Source organism: Bradyrhizobium ontarionense, from assembly GCF_021088345.1.
Classification (GTDB): Bacteria; Pseudomonadota; Alphaproteobacteria; order Rhizobiales; family Xanthobacteraceae; genus Bradyrhizobium; species Bradyrhizobium ontarionense.
Genome location: NZ_CP088156.1, coordinates 6223053 through 6240143 on the forward strand (window position 1 = coordinate 6223053; position 17091 = coordinate 6240143).

The window sequence follows — 17091 nt, forward strand, 5'->3', positions numbered from 1 at the left end:
CGGCCTCGCTACTTCCCGAACGACGCCTTGAGCAGCGCAGGATACCTCGCCGCCTGCAGCGCGCCGCGGGCGGCGTAGAAGCCGAGCAGCGCGAACCACAGCGCCAAATTGCCGAGGGAGCGAAGGGCGAACCAGGTCAAGAGGAACGCCGCGAGCGAGGCCAGCATCAGGTTGCGCATGTCGCGCGCCCAGGTCGCGCCGATATAGATTCCGTCGAAAGCGAAGGCGAAAACAGCCGGCAGCGGCGAGACGACCACGAAGACGAGAAAGTCGCGCGCGGCGAGCCGCACCGCCGCAGACGCCGTCATCATGTCGATCAGGGCCGGGCCTGCAATGGCGAGCACGACGGTGACCGCGAGCGCAAAGCCGAAGCCCCAGGCGAGGATCAGCCGGGTGGCGCCGTTGAAGGCCTTGCGGTCGCGCGCACCCAGCGCGAAGCCGCACAATTGTTCGGCGGCGTTGGCGAAGCCGTCGAGGAAGAAGGCGCTGACGAGCAGGAAGTTGTTCAGCACGGCATTGGCCGCCAGCGTCACGTCGCCGGCGCGGGCGCCTTGCGCATTGAAGAACAGATAGACGGCGATCAGCGCCGCCGTTCGGATCATGATGTCGCGGTTGACGGCGAGAACGCGCAGCAGCTGATCCCGGTCGAGCAGCTCATGCCATGACTGCACCAGCCGGCCGGGGAGATAATGCCGCGCGACGGCGAGGCCGATCACGACGCCGCTGGTCTCGGCAATCACGGCGGCGATGGCGGCACCCGTGATCCCGAAATCGAGCATGGAGACCAGCACCAGCGTCGCCGTCATGTTGATGAGGTTGATCGTGATCTGCACGGCGAGTGCCAGCCGGGCCCAGGCCTGGCCGATCAGCCAGCCGAGGAACACGTAGTTGGCGAGCGCGAACGGGGCAGACCAGATCCGGACCAGGAAGTAGCTGCGTCCGGCGTTGACGACCGCGTCCGATCCGCCCATCGCGGCAAACAGGATATCGGCCAGCGGCAGCTGCAATGCGATCAGCGCGGTGCCGACCAGCGCTGCGACCAGGAGCCCGCGCATCAGCGTCACGCGAATCCCGCTGGTGTGGCCGGCACCGAGCGACTGCGCGGTGAACGCCAGCGTGCTCACGCGCAGGAAGCCGAACAGCCAGAACAGGCAGTCGAAGATCACCGAGGCCATGGCGACGCCGCCGAGCTGGCTCGCCTCGCCCAGCCGGCCGATCGCGGTGGTCGCGACGACCCCGATCAGTGGCGTCGTCATGTTGGCGAGCATCGCCGGGCCCGCGATGGAGAACACCTGCGCGCTGGTGACGGCTGGCCTTTTGAGTGCCGGTGAATGCAACGGAATGCTCGCTTGTTTCGCCGCTGCTCCGTTCGCCGCACCAGTGCGGCTGGTCTCGGCCCGGCCCGACCCGAGTTTAGCCCGGGCTTCGGGTATGAGGCTAGAGCTCAATCATCATACCGTCATGCGCGGTCATGTGGCGAATGCCGTCCAGCCGGCCCAGCATGTCGTCGCTCATATGCGTGAGCACCAGCCGCTTCGGCCGGATCTCCGCGAGACGGGCCTCGAGCGCGGCAAGGCTGAGGTGGTTTTTCACCGGCTTGTCGTAAGTGTAGGCTTCGGCAATCAACAGGTCGGCGTCGCGTCCGAGCGGGATCAGGCTCTCGGTCCATTCCGTGTCAGCCGTATAGGCGACGATTCGTCCTTCGGTCTCGATGCGGTAGCCGAGAAACGGCCCGCCGGCGCTGCCGTGAACGACGGCATGGGGCGTCACGCAAATGTCGCCAAAGCGCGCTGGCTGCTCCGGCTCCATCGCGACCACCGACAGCTCGAACCTGCGCGGCGTCGTCGACGAATTCTCGAGCAGCGCTTCCATCACCTGCGTCAGCCGCGTCGCGATCCCGGCCGGGCCGGCGATCACCAGTGGCCGCGTCCGGCGCGAGAACTGCGCATCGAGCAGCAGGAACGGCAGGCCCGCGAAATGATCGCCATGGAAATGCGTGATCAGGATCAGCGCGACATCGTTGCAGGCAATGCCGAGCCGCTTCAGCGCCGGCAGCGACGAGGCGCCGCAGTCGATCAGCAGATTGGTGCGCGCGCCGGTCAGGTGGAAGCAGGTATTGGACCTGCCGCCCGAGCCGAACGCGTCACCGCAGCCGACGAAGCGGAGCTGCATCGGCAGCGTCCTGTTATCTGCCGCGCGGGGCAAACAGCCGCGACAGGAACCAGAGCGGGATCACGATGACCGCGCCGAGCAGGAAGTAGCGCCACAGCCAGTTGAAGGCGTCGAAGCCGAGCTCATACAGCCGGATGAACAAGAGCCGGATGCTGTAGAGAATGTTGAGCGGATCGAAGCCGATCGCTGACAGCACCACGCCGACCAGGATCGACAGCAGGATCAGCCTGAATGCCACGCCGAGCGGCGAACCGCCGAGAAAGCGATACAGGCCATCCTGGCTGCGAGGGCGGGCCGGATAATCCCTGACGTCGTTCGACATGCCATCGTCTCCAAGCGGGTTCGTCTTCGGATTCGTGCGTATCAATTATAGAGCACGGCAGGGCAGGTGGGGAACCCGCATCGGCCGTGCAATCCGCTTACCGGCATTTAATGTTCCCGCGATCAGGACGGCGCCTCGCTCTTCAGCATGCGCTCCAGCGTCTCCAGCCGGTCCGCGTCGCGCGGCGGCTTGTCCCAGCGCAGCCGGCTGATGCGGGGAAAGCGCATCGCGATACCGGATTTGTGCCGCGGTGACCGCTGCAGGCCCTCGAACGCCACTTCGAGCACCAGCCCCTGTTCCGGCTCGTGCACGACATGGCGGACGGGGCCGAACTTCTCGGTGGTGTTGCGGCGGACGAAGCGGTCGATCTGCAGCAGCTCCTCGTCGGTGAAGCCGAAATAGGCCTTGCCGACGGGAACCAGTTGATCGCCGCCGTCACCTGAAGTCCACACACCGAACGTGTAGTCGGAATAATAGGACGAGCGCTTGCCGTGGCCGCGCTGCGCATACATCAGCACGGCATCGATGATGTGCGGGTCGTGCTTCCACTTCCACCACTGCCCCTTGGGGCGGCCCGGCAGGTAGAGCGCGTCGCGCCGCTTCAGCATCACGCCCTCCACCGCTTCGGCGTCGTCGCCGGCGCCGGCCGAGGCAGGGTTGGCGCGCGCGGCTTTCAGCTCGTCCCAGGTGGAGAACGCGATGGTCGGCGACAGGTCGACATGCGGATCGTCGAGACGTGTGATGAACGCCTCCAGCCGCGTGCGGCGCTCGGCGAAAGGCAATTCGCGCAGATCGTTGTCCTCGTCGCCGAGCAGATCATAGGCGCGCAAATGGATCGGGTAGTCCTTCATCAGCTTCGGCGACACCGTCTTGCGGTTCAGCCGTTGCTGCAGCACGTTGAAGCTCTGCACGCGGCCGTCACGCACGACCAGCAGCTCGCCGTCGAGCGCACCAGGCAGATGCAGCGACGGCAGGAGATCTGGAAAGCTTGCCGTGATGTCCTCGCCGCTGCGCGAATACAGCCGCGTGACGATGTGGCCATCGATGTCCCGGCCGCTGACCGCCTGCACGCGGATGCCGTCCCATTTCCACTCGGCGATGTAGTCGGCCGCGTCCAGGCCTGAGAAGCCCTCGTCCTCCACGGCATGCGCCAGCATCACCGGACGGAACGGCGCCGGGTCCTGGTTGACAGGCTTGTCGCCACGGCCTTCGAGCCAGGCGAACAGGTCGAGATAGGGCGGCGACAGGCCAGGCCAGATCAGCTCGACGTCGTGCGGGTCCTTGTCGCCCAGCGCGGCCGCTGCGGTCTTGGCGAGGCGCGCGGAAATGCCGATGCGCAGAGCGCCGGTAACCAGCTTCAACAGCGCCCAGCGCCCGGTCTCGTCGAGCTCGTCCAGCCACCGCGCCAGCTGTCGCGGCATCTCCGTCTTGCCCAGGGTGCGCAGGGTGGTGACGACCTCGGCGAGGGTCGGCGGCGGCGGGTTGTTGTGGCCCGGTGTGGGCTCTCTCGTGAGACCGCCCGTGTGGTACCCCCCTCCCTGACCCTCCCCCACAAGGGGGGAGGGAACGGAGAGAGCGGTGTTTGGAAGGACGAGATCACCTAGTGAGTCCGTGGTCGATGCTGGGTGTGGTGCAAGCGCCACGCGCAACCGCGCTCCCTCCCCCCTTGTGGGGGAGGGCTGGGGAGGGGGGTGCCCCGCGACGTGCTGCTGCTGATGCGCACCGCCCTTCGGCCACATCAGCGCGACGGTCTCGGAGAGATCCCCGACGTAGTCATAGGACAGCGCGAACAGCACCGGATCGGCGCGTGCGGCGATGAGGTCGCGGATCAGCGCCGGCTTGGCATGCTTGAACGACAATGCGCCGGTCAGCGCCGCCAGCGCGTAGCCGCGGTCGGGATCTTCGACCTCGCGGAAATACGACGTCATCAGGCGCAGCTTGTTGTTGCGGCCGGGCTCGTAGGCCAGCCGGTCGAGCAGCGCGGCGAAGCGGTTCATGCCTCCGCGTCCTCCGTGGCCACGACCTCGCTCTCCTCCTCGTCGCCATAGCCGACGAGGTCGAGCGGCCGGGCCGCCAGGCCCCTGGTCCGGCACCAATGCACCAGAGCGTCCTCCTGGCCATGGGTGACCCAGACCTCGCTGGCGCCGGTTGCCGCGATGGTCGCGGTCAGCCCGTCCCAATCGGCATGATCCGAGATCACCAGCGGCAGTTCGACACCGCGCTGCCGGGCGCGGGCGCGCACCCGCATCCAGCCGGAGGCGAAGGCAGTGACGGGATCGGGAAAGCGGCGCGTCCACAGGTCGGAGGTCGCGCTCGGCGGTGCGAGCGTGATGGTGCCGGCGAGCTCCGCCTTCTTGACGCCCTTCACCGGCCTGAGCTCGCCGAGCGGTATGCCCTTGTCCTGATAGTAGCGCGTGATCTTCTCCATCGCGCCATGCAGGTAGATCGGTGCGTCATAGCCGGCCTCGCGGATCAGCGCGATCACGCGCTGCGCCTTGCCCAGGGAATACGCGCCGACCAGATGCGCGCGCTCGGGAAACAGCGCGACCGAGGCCAGCAGCTTCTTCACTTCAGCGGCCGCGTCGCCATGGCGAAACACCGGCAGACCGAATGTCGCCTCGGTAATGAAGACGTCGCATGGCACCAGCTCGAACGGCGCACAGGTCGGATCGCGCGCATCCTTGTAGTCGCCGGAGGCGACGATGCAGGTGCCGCCGGATGACACCTTGATCTGCGCCGAGCCAAGCACGTGCCCCGCGGGGTGAAAGCTGACGGTGACGTCGCCGAGCCGGACCTGTTCGCCATAGCGGATCGCCTGCGTCGCGCCGGCGAAATTCTCGCCGTAGCGCAGCCGCATGATGTCGAGCGTCTCCTGCGTCGCCAGCACCGCGCCGTGGCCGGCCCGGGCATGGTCGGAATGGCCATGCGTGATCAGCGCCCGCTCGACCGGGCGCACGGGATCGATGTGGAAGCCGCCGGCCTTGCAGCACAGGCCGGAAGGAACGGGTAGCAGGATGTCTTGCGGGCGCATGTGGGTCATATAGGTGTCGCGGGGGGATTTTTCAGCGCGTGCAGATTCAGCTCGTCACATCTCAGCTCGTCATGCGCGGGCTTGACCCGCGCATCCATCTCCTGGAATGACACGTTCCTTGATGGATGACCGGGGCAAGCCCGGCCATGACGATATTGGTTCCAAGATGCCCAACCGCCTGTTCCTGTCCTCCGGCGATCTGATCGCCGACCGCCGCTATGAGTTCGCCCGTGACCTGCATTTGAAGGGCGATCCGGTCGCGGCCGCCGAGGTGCTGGAGCAGGCCATCGAGGTCGCGCCCAACTTCGCCTCGGCGTGGTTCGAGCTCGGCAAGATCCGCGTCGATCTCGGCGAGCCTGACAAGGCGATAGCAGCCTTCCAGAACGCTGTTGCCGCCGATCCGGATGACCGCCACGGTGCCGGCGTGCGGCTGATGCAGCTCGGCGCCGCGCCGCTCACGGACATGCCGAAGGCCTATGTGCAGTCGCTGTTCGACCAGTACGCGCCGCGTTTCGAGGCCGAGCTGATCGAGCGGCTCAACTACCGTGCGCCGGCGATCCTGTTCAAGGCGGTGATCGCGGTGCGCGCCGCGGAGAGGAAGCCGGCCTATTTCAGGCGCGCCATCGATCTCGGCTGCGGCACCGGCTTGGGTGCGGCGGCGTTCGCCAAGAACGCCAACAGCTTCATCGGCATTGATCTGTCGGCCGGCATGATCGCGGAGGCGCGCGCGACCGAGCTCTATGCCGAGCTCGAGGTCGACGACATGACGGCGGGCCTGCGGCGGCAGCCGGATGCGTCGGCGGATCTCATTCTCGCGGCGGATGCGATGGTCTATGTCGGCGATCTCGGTCCGGTGCTGCGTGAGACGCAGCGTGTGCTGGCGCCCGGCGGCCTCCTGACTTTTACCGTCGAGACCCATGATGGCGATGGCGTGATCATGGGCAAGGGGCTGCGCTATGCCCATGGCGCGGAATATATCAGCGGCATCATCGCAGCCGCCGGATTGCAATTGGCCCATCTCGAACCGGCGTCGCCGCGCACCGAGGATCAGGTCCCCGTGCGCGGGCTGGCGGTGGTTGCCGGCAAGACTTGAGTCTCAAGACTTGAGTCTAGACGCTAGGACCGTCTCACCATCGCATTGCACTGCGCCGGTTCGTCGCAACTTGGCTCTTGCGTGGCTCTCCCGATCCCAGAAAGATGGGGCCGTCTAGGGAGAGACAAAAAATGAAAAAGAATCTGACGCGGCGCGATTTCTGCGCCACCGCGCTTGCGACCATCGGCGCGTCGACCATCGCTGCGCCTTACGTCTGGGCGGCCGAAAAGAAATATGACGCCGGCGCCAGCGACACCGAGATCAAGATCGGCCAGACCATTCCGCATTCCGGTCCCGGTTCGCTCTACGGCGTGCTCGGGCGGGTGGGTGAAGCCTATTTCCAGATGCTGAACGAGCAGGGCGGCATCAACGGGCGCAAGGTCAAGTTCCTGACGATGGACGATGGCTACAGCGCGCCGAAATGCGTCGAGGCGACGCGGCGGCTGGTGGAGCAGGACGAGGTGCTGGGGCTGTACGGCTCGCTTGGCACCGCGCCGCAGACGGCCGTGCACAAATACCTCAACTCCAAGGGTGTGCCGCAACTGATGCTCAACACCGGCGCTTCGAAGTGGAACGATCCGAAAAACTACAAATGGACCATGGCGGGGCTGCCGCTCTATCCGACCGAAGCGCGCATTCTCGCCAAGCATGTGCTCAGCGTGAAGCCCGAAGCCAAGATCGGCATCCTCTATCAGAACGACGATTTCGGCCGCGACTTCCTGGGACCGTTCAAGAAGACGCTGGCGGATGCCGGCGGCAAGGCGCAGGTGATCATGGAGCAGACCTATGATCTCACCGAGCCGACGGTCGACTCGCAGCTGATCAACCTGTCGAAGTCGGGCGCTGATGTCTTCTACAACATCTCGACGGGCAAGGCGAGTTCGCAATCCATCCGCAAGGTCGCCGAGCTCGGCTGGAAGCCGCTGCAGCTGTTGTCGGCGGGCTCGACGGGGCGCTCGATTCTCTCCGCCGCAGGTCTCGAGAACGCCAAGGACATCGTTGCGATCAGATACTCCAAGGACGCCGGCGTGCCGCAGTGGAAGGACGATCCGGACGTGAAGGGTTTTGAGGCGCTGCGCGCCAAGTACCTGCCCAACATCGATCCTGACAACACCATCGCCTATGCCGGCTATGGCCAGGCGGTGTCGATGGGCGAGATCCTGCGCCGCTGCGGCGACACGCTGACGCGCGAGAACGTGCTGAAGCACGCCACCACGCTCGCCGGATTCCACTCGCCGTTCTTCCTCGACGGCGTCAATTTCGCCTACACGCCGGACGACTACACGCCGATGAAGACGCTCTACATCTCGATCTTCGACGGCAAGGACTGGAGCATCTCCGACAAGCCGATGACGGAGTAGGGGACGGGGATCGCAAGGTGGGCAAAGCCACGCCTGGGCCCGATGGGCGCAGGCGACGCGTGCCCGCCGCCGAGCATTCGAACGAAGGCACGCGACAAGTGCGTCAAACTCCGCTGTCATTCCGGGGCGCCCGAAGGGCGAGCCCGGAATCCATCGGGCCGCGCCATCTGCCGCGGGATGGATTCCGGGCTCGTGCTGCGCACGCCCCGGAATGACGAGAGGAGAGATCCCGCAGATCATTCAGGCGGGGCATCGGGGCGGTTGGCTCGTCTTTGATTTCTGGAAAAAATAAACTACTTGCGCATTTTCGGAAATCGTGTTTCCCTCTCGCCATCCCGCCTCACTGCGGAGGGGCGTTGCGCGCGATCGTCACGACACGCGGGGCGGGGAGCGATGGCCGCGGGTTGCCGCAGCATGCCCCCTTGGGGTGTGCGGACGAACGGCGGCGTGCGGACGTGAAGTCGCAGCGTCTCGACACCCCGATGCTGGTGTCACGCGCTGATGCGTAAGCATCATGCGCAATGGTGGCCAACAAGCCCGGCGCACCAGGGAGACTGCGTATAAGCGTGAAGACCATCGCGCAGGGAAGGCCGGGCGTTCTCGGCTGCACCTGTGGTACCTGCCGCCTGCATTTTTTTCGCAGGCGGGCCGCAGGCGTCAGCCGACGCCTGGCCTTCCCTGCGCCCTCTGCATTTTGGAGGGACGAACTCATCATACACCTCGGGCATCGCCTGCCGCGAGAACGAGAGCGTGTGCCCACATGAGAGCGCCCAAGACAGCGTCCAAGACAGCTTCCAAGAGAGCCGTGTGTCGTTGCGATGCGAGCGCGTCAGCCCAATCGTCATTGCGAGCGCAGCGAAGCAATCCAGAGTCCCTCCGTCGAAACGGTCTGGATTGCTTCGTCGCTTCGCTCCTCGCAATGACGGTGGGGTTGGAGCGACAGTGGAATCCGACGATGCGCTGGTGCCCTCCAGGATGGGCCGGGACGACCGCGGTGTTTGCCGAGGCGCCTATCCAACCCTCGACGAACCGGGAATGACTGCCTACCTTCCTCCAGTGCCGCCCCGCGTCTCACCAGTCCCACCTGAAGACAGCGCCGCGCTGCCGGACCATTTCACCCGATGGTTCGCGGCGCGCGGCTGGACACCGCGTGCGCATCAGCTGGCGCTGTTGGAGAAGGCCCGCGCGCAGCGCTCGACGCTGCTGATCGCGCCGACCGGCGCCGGCAAGACCTTGGCCGGGTTCCTGCCGACCTTGGTGGAGCTGGGGCAGAAGGAGACCGCCCGATCCGTCGTCCGCCCCGCCGGCCTGCACACGCTCTACATCTCGCCGCTCAAGGCGCTCGCCGTCGACATCGCCCGCAACCTCGATTCGCCGATCTCCGAGATGGGCCTGCCGATCAAGGTCGAGACCCGCACCGGCGACACACCGGTGTCGCGGCGCCAGCGGCAGCGCCGCTATCCGCCGGACATCCTGCTGACGACGCCCGAGCAGATGGCGCTGCTGTTGTCGTCGGACGATGCGCCATATCTGTTTTCTTCGTTGCAGCGCGTCGTGCTCGACGAGCTGCATGCGCTGGTCACCTCCAAGCGCGGCGATCTGTTGTCGCTGGCGTTGGCGCGGCTGTGGCGGCTGGCGCCGGACATGCGCATGATCGGCCTGTCGGCCACCGTCGCCGAGCCCGAGCAGCTCGCGCGTTTCCTGGTGCCGCAGCCGAACGACGGTGTCGCTGCGGCCGACGTCGTGGTCGCCGGCGGCGCCGCACAGCCGGTCGTCGAGATGCTGGACACGCGCGAGCGCCTGCCGTGGGCGGGGCATAGCGCGCGGCACGCGCTGGCCGAGATGTACGAGCTGATCAAGCAGAACAAGACCACGCTCGTCTTCGTCAACACCCGCAGCCAGGCCGAGATGTTGTTCCAGGAGTTCTGGCGCATGAACGACGACAACCTCGCGATCGCGCTGCATCACGGCTCGCTCGACGTCGCGCAGCGCCGCAAGGTCGAGGACGCGATGGCCGCCGGCCGGCTGCGCGGCGTGGTCTGCACGTCCTCGCTCGATCTCGGCGTCGACTGGGGCGATGTCGATCTCGTCATCAATGTCGGCGCGCCCAAGGGCTGCTCGCGGTTGATGCAAAGAATCGGCCGCGCCAATCACCGGCTCGACGAGGCCTCGCGCGCGGTGCTGGTGCCTGCCAATCGCTTCGAGGTGCTGGAATGTTCGGTCGCGATCGACGCCATTGCCGACAACGCCCAGGACACGCCGCCGTTGCGCACGGGTGGGCTGGACGTGCTGGCCCAGCACGTGCTCGGCTGCGCCTGCGCGGAGCCGTTTCTCAGTGATGAGCTCTATGCCGAGATCGTCACGGCGGCGCCCTATGCGTCGCTGTCGCGCGCGGATTTCGACGATGTCGTCGATTTCGTCGCCACCGGCGGCTACGCGCTGAAGACCTATGAGCGGTTCGCCCGCATCAAGCAGGATGCGCAAGGTGAAAATAAAGGGCGCTGGCGCGTCGCCAATCCGAAGGTGCGGCAGAGCTACCGGCTGAATGTCGGCACCATCGTCGAGGAGGCGATGCTGAAGGTGCGGCTGGTGCGCTCGCGCGGCGGCGGCGCCGGCTCGACCGGCGCGATCGCCCGCGGCGGCCGGCTGCTGGGCGAGATCGAGGAATATTTCATCGAGGGACTGACGCAAGGCGATACCTTCGTTTTCGGCGGTGAGATCGTGCGCTACGAGGCGCTCGCCGAGGATCAGGTCTACGTCTCACGCGCCAACGATGCCGATCCCAAGGTGCCGTCCTACATGGGCGGCAAGTTTCCGTTGTCGACCTATCTCGCCGATCGCGTCCGCGGCTTGCTGGATGATCGCCGCGCATGGTCGGCCTTGCCGGAGCAGGTGCGCGACTGGCTGTTGCTGCAGAAGGACGTGTCGCGCGTGCCGGCGCGCCGCGAGCTCCTGGTCGAGACCTTCCCGCGTTCCAACAAGCATTACCTCGTCTGCTATCCGTTCGAGGGCCGGCTCGCGCATCAGACGCTCGGCATGCTGTTGACGCGAAGGCTGGAGCGGGCGCGCGTCCGGCCGCTGGGCTTCGTCGCCAACGAATATGCGCTCGCGGTGTGGGGGCTCGGCGACATGTCGCTGATGATCAGCCAAGGCCGGCTCGATCTCGCTGCGTTATTCGATCCCGACATGCTGGGCGACGACCTCGAGGCGTGGCTCGCCGAATCGGCGCTGATGAAGCGCACCTTCCGCTCCTGCGCCGTCATTTCGGGGCTGATCCCACGCCGCTTCACAGGCGAGGAGAAAAGCCGCCGCCAGGTGCTGTTCTCGACCGATCTCGTCTACGACGTGCTGCGCCGGCATCAACCCGATCACATGCTGTTGCGCGCGGCGCGCGCCGATGCCGCCACCGGCCTGCTCGATCTGAAGCGGCTCGGTGATATGCTCCAACGCATCGAGGGACGAATCACCCATCGGGAACTCGATCGCGTCTCGCCGCTCGCGGTGCCGGTGATGCTGGAAATCGGCCGCGAATCCGTCTATGGCGAGGCCGCCGACGAGCTCCTGGCTGAAGCCGCTGAGGAGCTGGTCAAGGAAGCGATGGGGTAAGCAGGCCGCGAGATGACTTTGCGAGAAGCCACATTCGCTGCATCGGGCACGATGGAGATCGCCGGTGCCACGTTGCGGGCCGATCTCTCCGGCGCGCTGGTTTGGGACGAGCAGCGCCTGATCGTGATCTCCGATCTGCATCTGGAAAAAGGCTCGAGCTTCGCGTCACGCGGCACCCTGCTGCCGCCGTTCGACACCGTCGCGACGCTGCGCCGTCTCGCCGCCGTCGTCGCGCACTACAATCCGCGCACGGTCATCGCGCTCGGCGATAGTTTCCACGATCGTGATGCCCATACGCGGCTCTCCGGCGACGACCGCGCCTGCATCGCCAACCTGCAGATCGGCCGCGACTGGATCTGGATCACCGGCAATCACGATCCGGCGCCGCGCGGCATCGGCGGCGAGGTCGTGGACGAGGTCACGCTCGGCGCGGTGACCTTCCGCCACGAGCCGACCGGCGCGCGTGGCGAGATCGCCGGCCATCTGCATCCCAAGGCGCGGGTGGTGACGCGGGCGCGCACCCTGGAGCGGCGCTGCTTTGTCTCCGACGGCGAGCGCGCCGTGATGCCCGCGTTCGGCGCCTATGCCGGCGGCCTGAGCGTACGCGATGCGGCCTTTGCCAGGTTATTCCCGAAACGCGCCTTCATTGCCCATGTAATGGGCGATACGCGGCTGCATACCATCGCCGCGGCGAGGTGTTATTAGTTGGATGCGTGACTCCTCATGCTGCGTTCGTTTCACGATGGTAATCTGGTGGCTTATGACGTGGACTGTGAGGAGCGACGGATCAAGCTCATCATTCGTCCCGAGGCGGAACAGGTGCGCCAATGCGTGATCTTCACGGGCGTCCAGGGATATCACTTCCAGCATGATGCCTTCGGCAACATCATCTACGCCTTGGAAGAAGTTTCCGTCGACGCAATCCTTGCCGACCACGGTGCGCAGATTGCCGAGACCGATCGAATGACCGGCGCCCAAGGGGCATGGGCAGAAGATTTGGCGTCCGCGGCCCAGGTGCTTGCTGCGCAGGGCGTCCGCGGCTTCGTGCTCTCTGCGTCGCTGGGTCTTTCCGGCTGGATCCTAGCAAGCCAGGTGGAGGTGGCTCCTGCATGAGACGAGCTAAGCCGCCTTCGCCTGCACCTTCTCGCAGAACTCGGCCAGCCGGTCGGCCAATCGCAGAGTCGCGGGACTCGCATCGGGCGAAGCGACGAGGGCGACCTCGGTGCGCGCGATCGGCGCAAAGCCTTCGCGTGCCGTCAGGACGCGGTGATCGGCCTGAACCGACATGTCGGAGAGGATGCTCAGGCCCATGCCGGCGGCGACTGCGGCCTGGATGCCGGCAAGGCTCGACGACGTGTAGGCCATGTGCCAGGCGCGCCCCCCGCTCTCCAGCGCGTGGATCGCGCGGGTGCGATAGAGGCAGCCGGGCGGGAAGCCGATCAGCGGCAGCGAGCGGGCGTCGAGGTCGACCGGATGGCTCTTGCTGGTCACCCAATAGACCTGCTCCGGCCAGGCCGCGATCGCCGCCCGTTCGTCGTCGACGCCGCGCTTGAGCAGCGCGAGGTCGAGATCGCCGCGCTCGATGTCGCGCTTCAGGTTGAGGCTCTGGTCGGCGCGCACGTCGAGCCGCAGATTGGGGTGGGCCCGCGAGAACGCTGCCAGCAGCTTGGCGAGCCGGTAGGCGGCGAAATCCTCGGGGATGCCGAGCTTGACCGCGCCGTCCGGCCCGGGCCGCGCCACCACGTCGCGCGCCTCCTCGGCGAGCGCGAGCAGGCGGCGGGCATAGGACAACAGCCGCTCGCCGGCCTCGGTCGGGGTGACATCGCGACCGTCCCGGTTGAGCAGCGTCTGGCCGAGATCCTCCTCCAGCCGGCGGATCTGCTGGCTGACCGTCGACTGCGTGCGGTGGATACGCTCGCCGGCGCGGGTGAAGCCGCCGGCTTCGACCACCGAGACGAAGCTGCGCAACAGGTCCAGATCGAGCATCGGGGACCCCCATTCGAAAATCCACTGCAGTCCAGTCTATCATTTAATTTCCAAATGGAAAGGAGCGGCCCTACACCGGGGACAAAGGAGACCTCCGATGTCGTCGATCTCGTCACCGGCTGCGGTACCCCGCATGAAGTCCAACCTGCTGCCGCTCGAAATCGGGCTGTTCTGCCTGCTCTGGAGCTTCGCCTTCGTCGCCGGCAAGATCGGCGTCACCTATTGCCCGCCGCTGCTGCTGCTCGCGGCGCGCTTCTCGCTCGCCGGCGTGCTGATCCTGCTGGCGTCGGTCTTCAGGGGCGAGCTGCGCATGACCTGGCGCGATGCCGCGGTGTTCGCGATCATCGGCATCGCCAACAACGCGCTCTATCTCGGTCTGGGCTACACCGGGCTGCAGACGGTCTCGGCCGGCCTGGGCGGGCTGATCGTGTCGGCCAATCCGGTGTTCACGGCGGTGTTCGCCGCGCTGCTGCTCGGCGAGCCGCTGACCTTGCGCAAGGTCGCAGGTCTCGCGCTGGGCACCATCGGCGTCGCCATGATCGTCTGGCACCGCATGTCCGTCGGCACCGACCAGCTCGAAGGCATCCTCTATACCTTGGCGGCGCTCGCCTCGATCGTCACCGGCACCATCCTGTTCAAGCAGCTCGCGCCGCAGGGCAGCCTGTGGGTCGGCAATGGCATTCAGAACCTCTCTGCCGGCCTCGCGCTGTGGCCGGTCGCGCTGAGCGTGTCGAACGTGGACGCGATCATGCCGAATGTGCAGCTGATCGGCGCGTTCGCCTTCCTCGTGCTCGGCGGCTCGATCCTGGCCTATGTGCTCTGGTTCCATCTGCTGAAGGTGTGTGGCGCGACCGCGGCCAGCGCCTATCACTTCGTGATGCCGCCGCTGGCAATGATCTTCGCCTTCCTGGTGCTCGGCGAGCACGTCGCGCTGCAGGATCTGCTCGGCGTCGTTCCCGTCGCGCTCGGGATCTATCTGGTGACACGGGCGCCGGCCCGGACTGTGGGAGCATCATCATGAGCGTTGCGATTACCCTGATCGGCGGCCCGACCGCCCTCATCGAAATCGACGGCTTCCGCCTGCTGACCGATCCGACCTTCGACGACCCCGGCCGCTATGAACTGCCGCATGTGGTGCTGGAGAAACTCACAGGGCCTGCCATGACGGTCGCCGCGATCGGCGACGTCGACGCGGTGCTGCTCAGCCATGATCAGCATGCCGACAATCTCGATCATGGCGGCCGGGCGTTCCTGACCCGCGCGCCGCGCGTGCTGACGACCGAAATCGGCGCAACGAGGCTTGGTGCGCCTGCTGAAGGTCTGGCGCCATGGCAGACCGCGGAATTGAGCAAAGGCGGCAAGACGCTCACGGTCACGGCGACGCCGGCGCGCCACGGTCCGGCCGGCATCGAGCCATTGGCCGGCGACGTGATCGGTTTCGTGCTGAGCCCTCGGGATGGCGCGCCGATCTATGTCAGCGGCGACACGGTGTTCTACGACGGCGTCGCCGAGGTGGCGCGGCGCTTCAATGCGGGAATCGTGCTGCCGTTTGCCGGCGCGGCGCAGACGCGCGGACCGTTTCACCTGACGATGGACACCAACGATACGGTCGAGACGGCGCGCGTCTTTGCCGACGCCGTCATCGTGCCGGTTCACACCGACGGCTGGGCGCATTTCCGGCAGAGCGCGCAGGACCTGCGCAGCGCCTTCGACGCGCTCGGCTTCGGTGCGCGCCTGCAACTGCTGGAGCCCGGTGTGCGGACGGTGATCGAAAGATAACCTCAATGACGGTGGTTCGACTAATCCCTTCGGAACACGATCGAGGCCATCCAGCCGGTCATCAGCGCCATCGCCGTTGTGACGAGGCCGTAGACGAAGCCGCTCTGCCGCGCCGAGTTCGCGACGAACTGCTCGAAGCCGACCTTGACGATCTCGAACGCCGTTTCGGTCTTGGTGACGAGCGCGCCGTCCGCGAGCAGCTTGATCTCGACCTCATAGGTGCCGATCGGGACCGCTGCCGGCAGCGGAATGCCGGTGCGGAACAGCGTCGGCGTCAGGAACGTCACCGCCGACGTGTCCTCGCGGTAGAGCCCGTGCTGCGACTGCAGCCGCACGAAGGCGCTGCGGAACGCGTCGTTCGGCACCACGTCGGCATAGTCTGGGCCGACGCGCTGGGTCAGCAGCACGTTGGTCAGGCCGAGCTGCTGCCGCCGCTGCACCTCGGGCGAGGCCATCGCCTCGAACGGGCGATTGGCGAACAGCGCAAGATAGCCCGGTACTTTCAAGAACTGGCGCGCGTCGGTGTTGATCCAGATGCCGAACCTGCGCTCCTTGCGCCGCGTCACCATGTCGGCGCGCGGTCCGCGCACGGTCACCACCAGATCGTAGGCGGTCTGGCTCGCTGCCGTGAGCACCTCCTTCTCGACCGAACCGAACAGCACCAGCTCCTCGCCGGAATAGTTCGGCGTCACCGTCACGCGGTGATTGGAGACGGAGACGATCAGGCGCTCGGCGCGCGCCGGTGCGGCGCCGGCAAGCAGCAGCATGAGCGCAAGACATGTGAGGCGGAGAGGCGTCATCGGCTCATCTCGGTCTCGCGGATCGTGAACAGGTCGTCGGGCCGGATCACGAGTTCGATCGCGAAGCGGATGCCGACTGCGAGGATGAGCAGGCCGAGCAGGAGCCGCAGCTGCTCGCCGCGGATCATCTGTCCGGCGCGGGCCCCGAACTGGGCCCCGGTCACGCCGCCGATCATCAGGATCAGCGCCAGCACGGCATCGACCAGATGATTGCTCAAGGCGTGCAGCATGGTCGCGATCATCATGGTCGCGAGCGTCAGGACCATCGAGGTGCCGATCACGGTCGAGGTCGGCACGCGCAGGAGGTAGATCAGCAGCGGCACCAGGATGAAGCCACCGCCGATGCCCATGACGGCGCCGAGAAAGCCGATGATGAGGCCAACGCCGATCACCGGGATGACCGAGACGTAGATCTTCGAGCGCTTGAAGCGCATCTTCAGCGGCAGGCCGTGAATCCAGACATGGCTGCCGGGACGCCGCACGGTCGCTACCGCGCCCTGGCGCGCCCGCATCATCGCGCGCAATCCTTCCCAGAACATCACGCCGCCGACGCTCGTCAGAAGCACGACGTAGGACAGCGCGATCATCAGGTCGAGCTGGCCGAGCGAGCGCAGCAGCGTGAAGGTGGCGACGCCGAGCGCCGTGCCGAGCGCGCCGCCGATCATCAGAACCGCAGCCAGCGAGGGATCGATCGCGCGCCGCCGCCAATAGGACAGTGCACCGGAGAACGAGGACGCCGCGATGTGGCTGGACACCGAGGCGACCGCGACGGCCGGCGTGATCCCGACGAAGATCAGCAGCGGTGTCATCAGGAAGCCGCCGCCGATGCCGAACATGCCGGAGACGAAGCCGACCGCAGCCCCCATCGCCAGCAGCAGGAAGATGTTGACCGGGATGTCGGCGATCGGGAGGTAAATCTGCATCCGCGCGACCCTGCACAC

At 66.5% G+C, this 17091-nt stretch carries 15 protein-coding genes; 7 read left to right on the forward strand and 8 right to left on the reverse strand.

Annotated features, from left to right (window positions below):
- Positions 1–8: 8 nt before the first annotated feature.
- The 5 genes from LQG66_RS27350 to LQG66_RS27370 form a co-directional block, all read right to left on the reverse strand.
- The gene (locus tag LQG66_RS27350; RefSeq protein WP_231327968.1) at positions 9–1292 is read right to left on the reverse strand and encodes an MATE family efflux transporter; all 1284 of its coding nucleotides are present in this window, start codon (positions 1290–1292) and stop codon (positions 9–11) included.
- Positions 1293–1437: 145 nt separating this feature from the next.
- The gene (locus LQG66_RS27355; protein ID WP_231318736.1) at positions 1438–2172 is read right to left on the reverse strand and encodes an MBL fold metallo-hydrolase; all 735 of its coding nucleotides are present in this window, start codon (positions 2170–2172) and stop codon (positions 1438–1440) included.
- Between the two features lie 13 nt (positions 2173–2185).
- Entirely contained in the window at positions 2186–2494 is a 309-nt protein-coding gene (locus LQG66_RS27360; protein WP_231318738.1) for a DUF6460 domain-containing protein, read from the reverse strand.
- Between the two features lie 122 nt (positions 2495–2616).
- Complete coding sequence (locus LQG66_RS27365; RefSeq protein ID WP_231318740.1) at positions 2617–4491, reverse strand: ATP-dependent DNA ligase; 1875 nt, start codon at positions 4489–4491, stop codon at positions 2617–2619.
- On the reverse strand, positions 4488–5534 hold the full coding sequence (locus LQG66_RS27370; RefSeq protein ID WP_231318741.1) for a ligase-associated DNA damage response exonuclease: 1047 nt from the start codon (positions 5532–5534) through the stop codon (positions 4488–4490). The genes LQG66_RS27365 and LQG66_RS27370 overlap by 4 nt, the downstream gene beginning before the upstream one ends.
- A 157-nt stretch (positions 5535–5691) precedes the next feature.
- On the opposite strand from LQG66_RS27370, the gene LQG66_RS27375 reads away from it, so the two are divergent.
- The 5 genes from LQG66_RS27375 to LQG66_RS27395 all read left to right on the forward strand — a co-directional run bounded on the left by LQG66_RS27375 (position 5692) and on the right by LQG66_RS27395 (position 12698).
- Complete coding sequence (locus LQG66_RS27375; protein WP_231327969.1) at positions 5692–6618, forward strand: class I SAM-dependent DNA methyltransferase; 927 nt, start codon at positions 5692–5694, stop codon at positions 6616–6618.
- A 131-nt stretch (positions 6619–6749) separates the two neighbouring features.
- Positions 6750–7979, forward strand: coding sequence for an ABC transporter substrate-binding protein (locus tag LQG66_RS27380; RefSeq protein ID WP_231318742.1), 1230 nt, complete (start codon positions 6750–6752; stop codon positions 7977–7979).
- Positions 7980–9014: 1035 nt separating this feature from the next.
- Positions 9015–11585 carry a ligase-associated DNA damage response DEXH box helicase gene (locus LQG66_RS27385; protein ID WP_425601252.1) on the forward strand — a complete coding sequence of 857 codons (2571 nt, stop codon included), beginning with the start codon at positions 9015–9017 and terminating at the stop codon, positions 11583–11585.
- Positions 11586–11597: 12 nt separating this feature from the next.
- Entirely contained in the window at positions 11598–12290 is a 693-nt protein-coding gene (gene pdeM / locus LQG66_RS27390) for a ligase-associated DNA damage response endonuclease PdeM (protein WP_425601253.1), read from the forward strand.
- 18 nt (positions 12291–12308) lie between these two features.
- Positions 12309–12698 (forward strand): hypothetical protein, encoded by a 390-nt coding sequence (locus tag LQG66_RS27395; RefSeq protein WP_231318745.1) that lies wholly within the window; start codon positions 12309–12311, stop codon positions 12696–12698.
- 6 nt (positions 12699–12704) lie between these two features.
- Here LQG66_RS27395 and LQG66_RS27400 read toward each other — a convergent pair whose 3' ends face one another.
- Positions 12705–13571 (reverse strand): LysR family transcriptional regulator, encoded by an 867-nt coding sequence (locus LQG66_RS27400; RefSeq protein ID WP_231318751.1) that lies wholly within the window; start codon positions 13569–13571, stop codon positions 12705–12707.
- 97 nt (positions 13572–13668) lie between these two features.
- Here LQG66_RS27400 and LQG66_RS27405 point away from each other — a divergent pair, with 97 nt between their 5' ends.
- The gene (locus tag LQG66_RS27405; protein WP_231318752.1) at positions 13669–14592 is read left to right on the forward strand and encodes a DMT family transporter; all 924 of its coding nucleotides are present in this window, start codon (positions 13669–13671) and stop codon (positions 14590–14592) included.
- A complete protein-coding gene (locus LQG66_RS27410) occupies positions 14589–15350 on the forward strand; it encodes an MBL fold metallo-hydrolase (protein ID WP_231318754.1) in 762 nt (253 codons plus the stop codon). The genes LQG66_RS27405 and LQG66_RS27410 overlap by 4 nt, the downstream gene beginning before the upstream one ends.
- A gap of 20 nt (positions 15351–15370) precedes the next feature.
- On the opposite strand, the gene LQG66_RS27415 is transcribed toward LQG66_RS27410, so the two are convergent.
- Positions 15371–16150, reverse strand: a complete 780-nt coding sequence (locus LQG66_RS27415) for a TIGR02186 family protein (protein ID WP_231318756.1) — start codon at positions 16148–16150, stop codon at positions 15371–15373.
- Positions 16147–17073 (reverse strand): sulfite exporter TauE/SafE family protein, encoded by a 927-nt coding sequence (locus tag LQG66_RS27420; protein ID WP_231318758.1) that lies wholly within the window; start codon positions 17071–17073, stop codon positions 16147–16149. Before LQG66_RS27420 ends, LQG66_RS27415 begins: the two co-directional genes overlap by 4 nt.
- Positions 17074–17091 lie beyond the last annotated feature (18 nt).

Excerpts from the sequence above, each read along its gene's own strand:
- LQG66_RS27420 (WP_231318758.1), bottom strand. The coding sequence starts at position 17,073 with ATGCAGATTTACCTCCCGATCGCCGACATCCCGGTCAACATCTTCCTG.
- LQG66_RS27370 (WP_231318741.1), bottom strand. The coding sequence starts at position 5,534 with ATGACCCACATGCGCCCGCAAGACATCCTGCTACCCGTTCCTTCCGGC.
- LQG66_RS27415 (WP_231318756.1), bottom strand. The coding sequence starts at position 16,150 with ATGACGCCTCTCCGCCTCACATGTCTTGCGCTCATGCTGCTGCTTGCC.
- LQG66_RS27405 (WP_231318752.1), top strand. The coding sequence starts at position 13,669 with ATGTCGTCGATCTCGTCACCGGCTGCGGTACCCCGCATGAAGTCCAAC.
- LQG66_RS27355 (WP_231318736.1), bottom strand. The coding sequence starts at position 2,172 with ATGCAGCTCCGCTTCGTCGGCTGCGGTGACGCGTTCGGCTCGGGCGGC.
- LQG66_RS27385 (WP_425601252.1), top strand. The coding sequence starts at position 9,015 with ATGACTGCCTACCTTCCTCCAGTGCCGCCCCGCGTCTCACCAGTCCCA.
- LQG66_RS27380 (WP_231318742.1), top strand. The coding sequence starts at position 6,750 with ATGAAAAAGAATCTGACGCGGCGCGATTTCTGCGCCACCGCGCTTGCG.
- LQG66_RS27395 (WP_231318745.1), top strand. The coding sequence starts at position 12,309 with ATGCTGCGTTCGTTTCACGATGGTAATCTGGTGGCTTATGACGTGGAC.
- pdeM (WP_425601253.1), top strand. The coding sequence starts at position 11,598 with ATGACTTTGCGAGAAGCCACATTCGCTGCATCGGGCACGATGGAGATC.
- LQG66_RS27400 (WP_231318751.1), bottom strand. The coding sequence starts at position 13,571 with ATGCTCGATCTGGACCTGTTGCGCAGCTTCGTCTCGGTGGTCGAAGCC.
- LQG66_RS27375 (WP_231327969.1), top strand. The coding sequence starts at position 5,692 with ATGCCCAACCGCCTGTTCCTGTCCTCCGGCGATCTGATCGCCGACCGC.
- LQG66_RS27365 (WP_231318740.1), bottom strand. The coding sequence starts at position 4,491 with ATGAACCGCTTCGCCGCGCTGCTCGACCGGCTGGCCTACGAGCCCGGC.
- LQG66_RS27360 (WP_231318738.1), bottom strand. The coding sequence starts at position 2,494 with ATGTCGAACGACGTCAGGGATTATCCGGCCCGCCCTCGCAGCCAGGAT.
- LQG66_RS27410 (WP_231318754.1), top strand. The coding sequence starts at position 14,589 with ATGAGCGTTGCGATTACCCTGATCGGCGGCCCGACCGCCCTCATCGAA.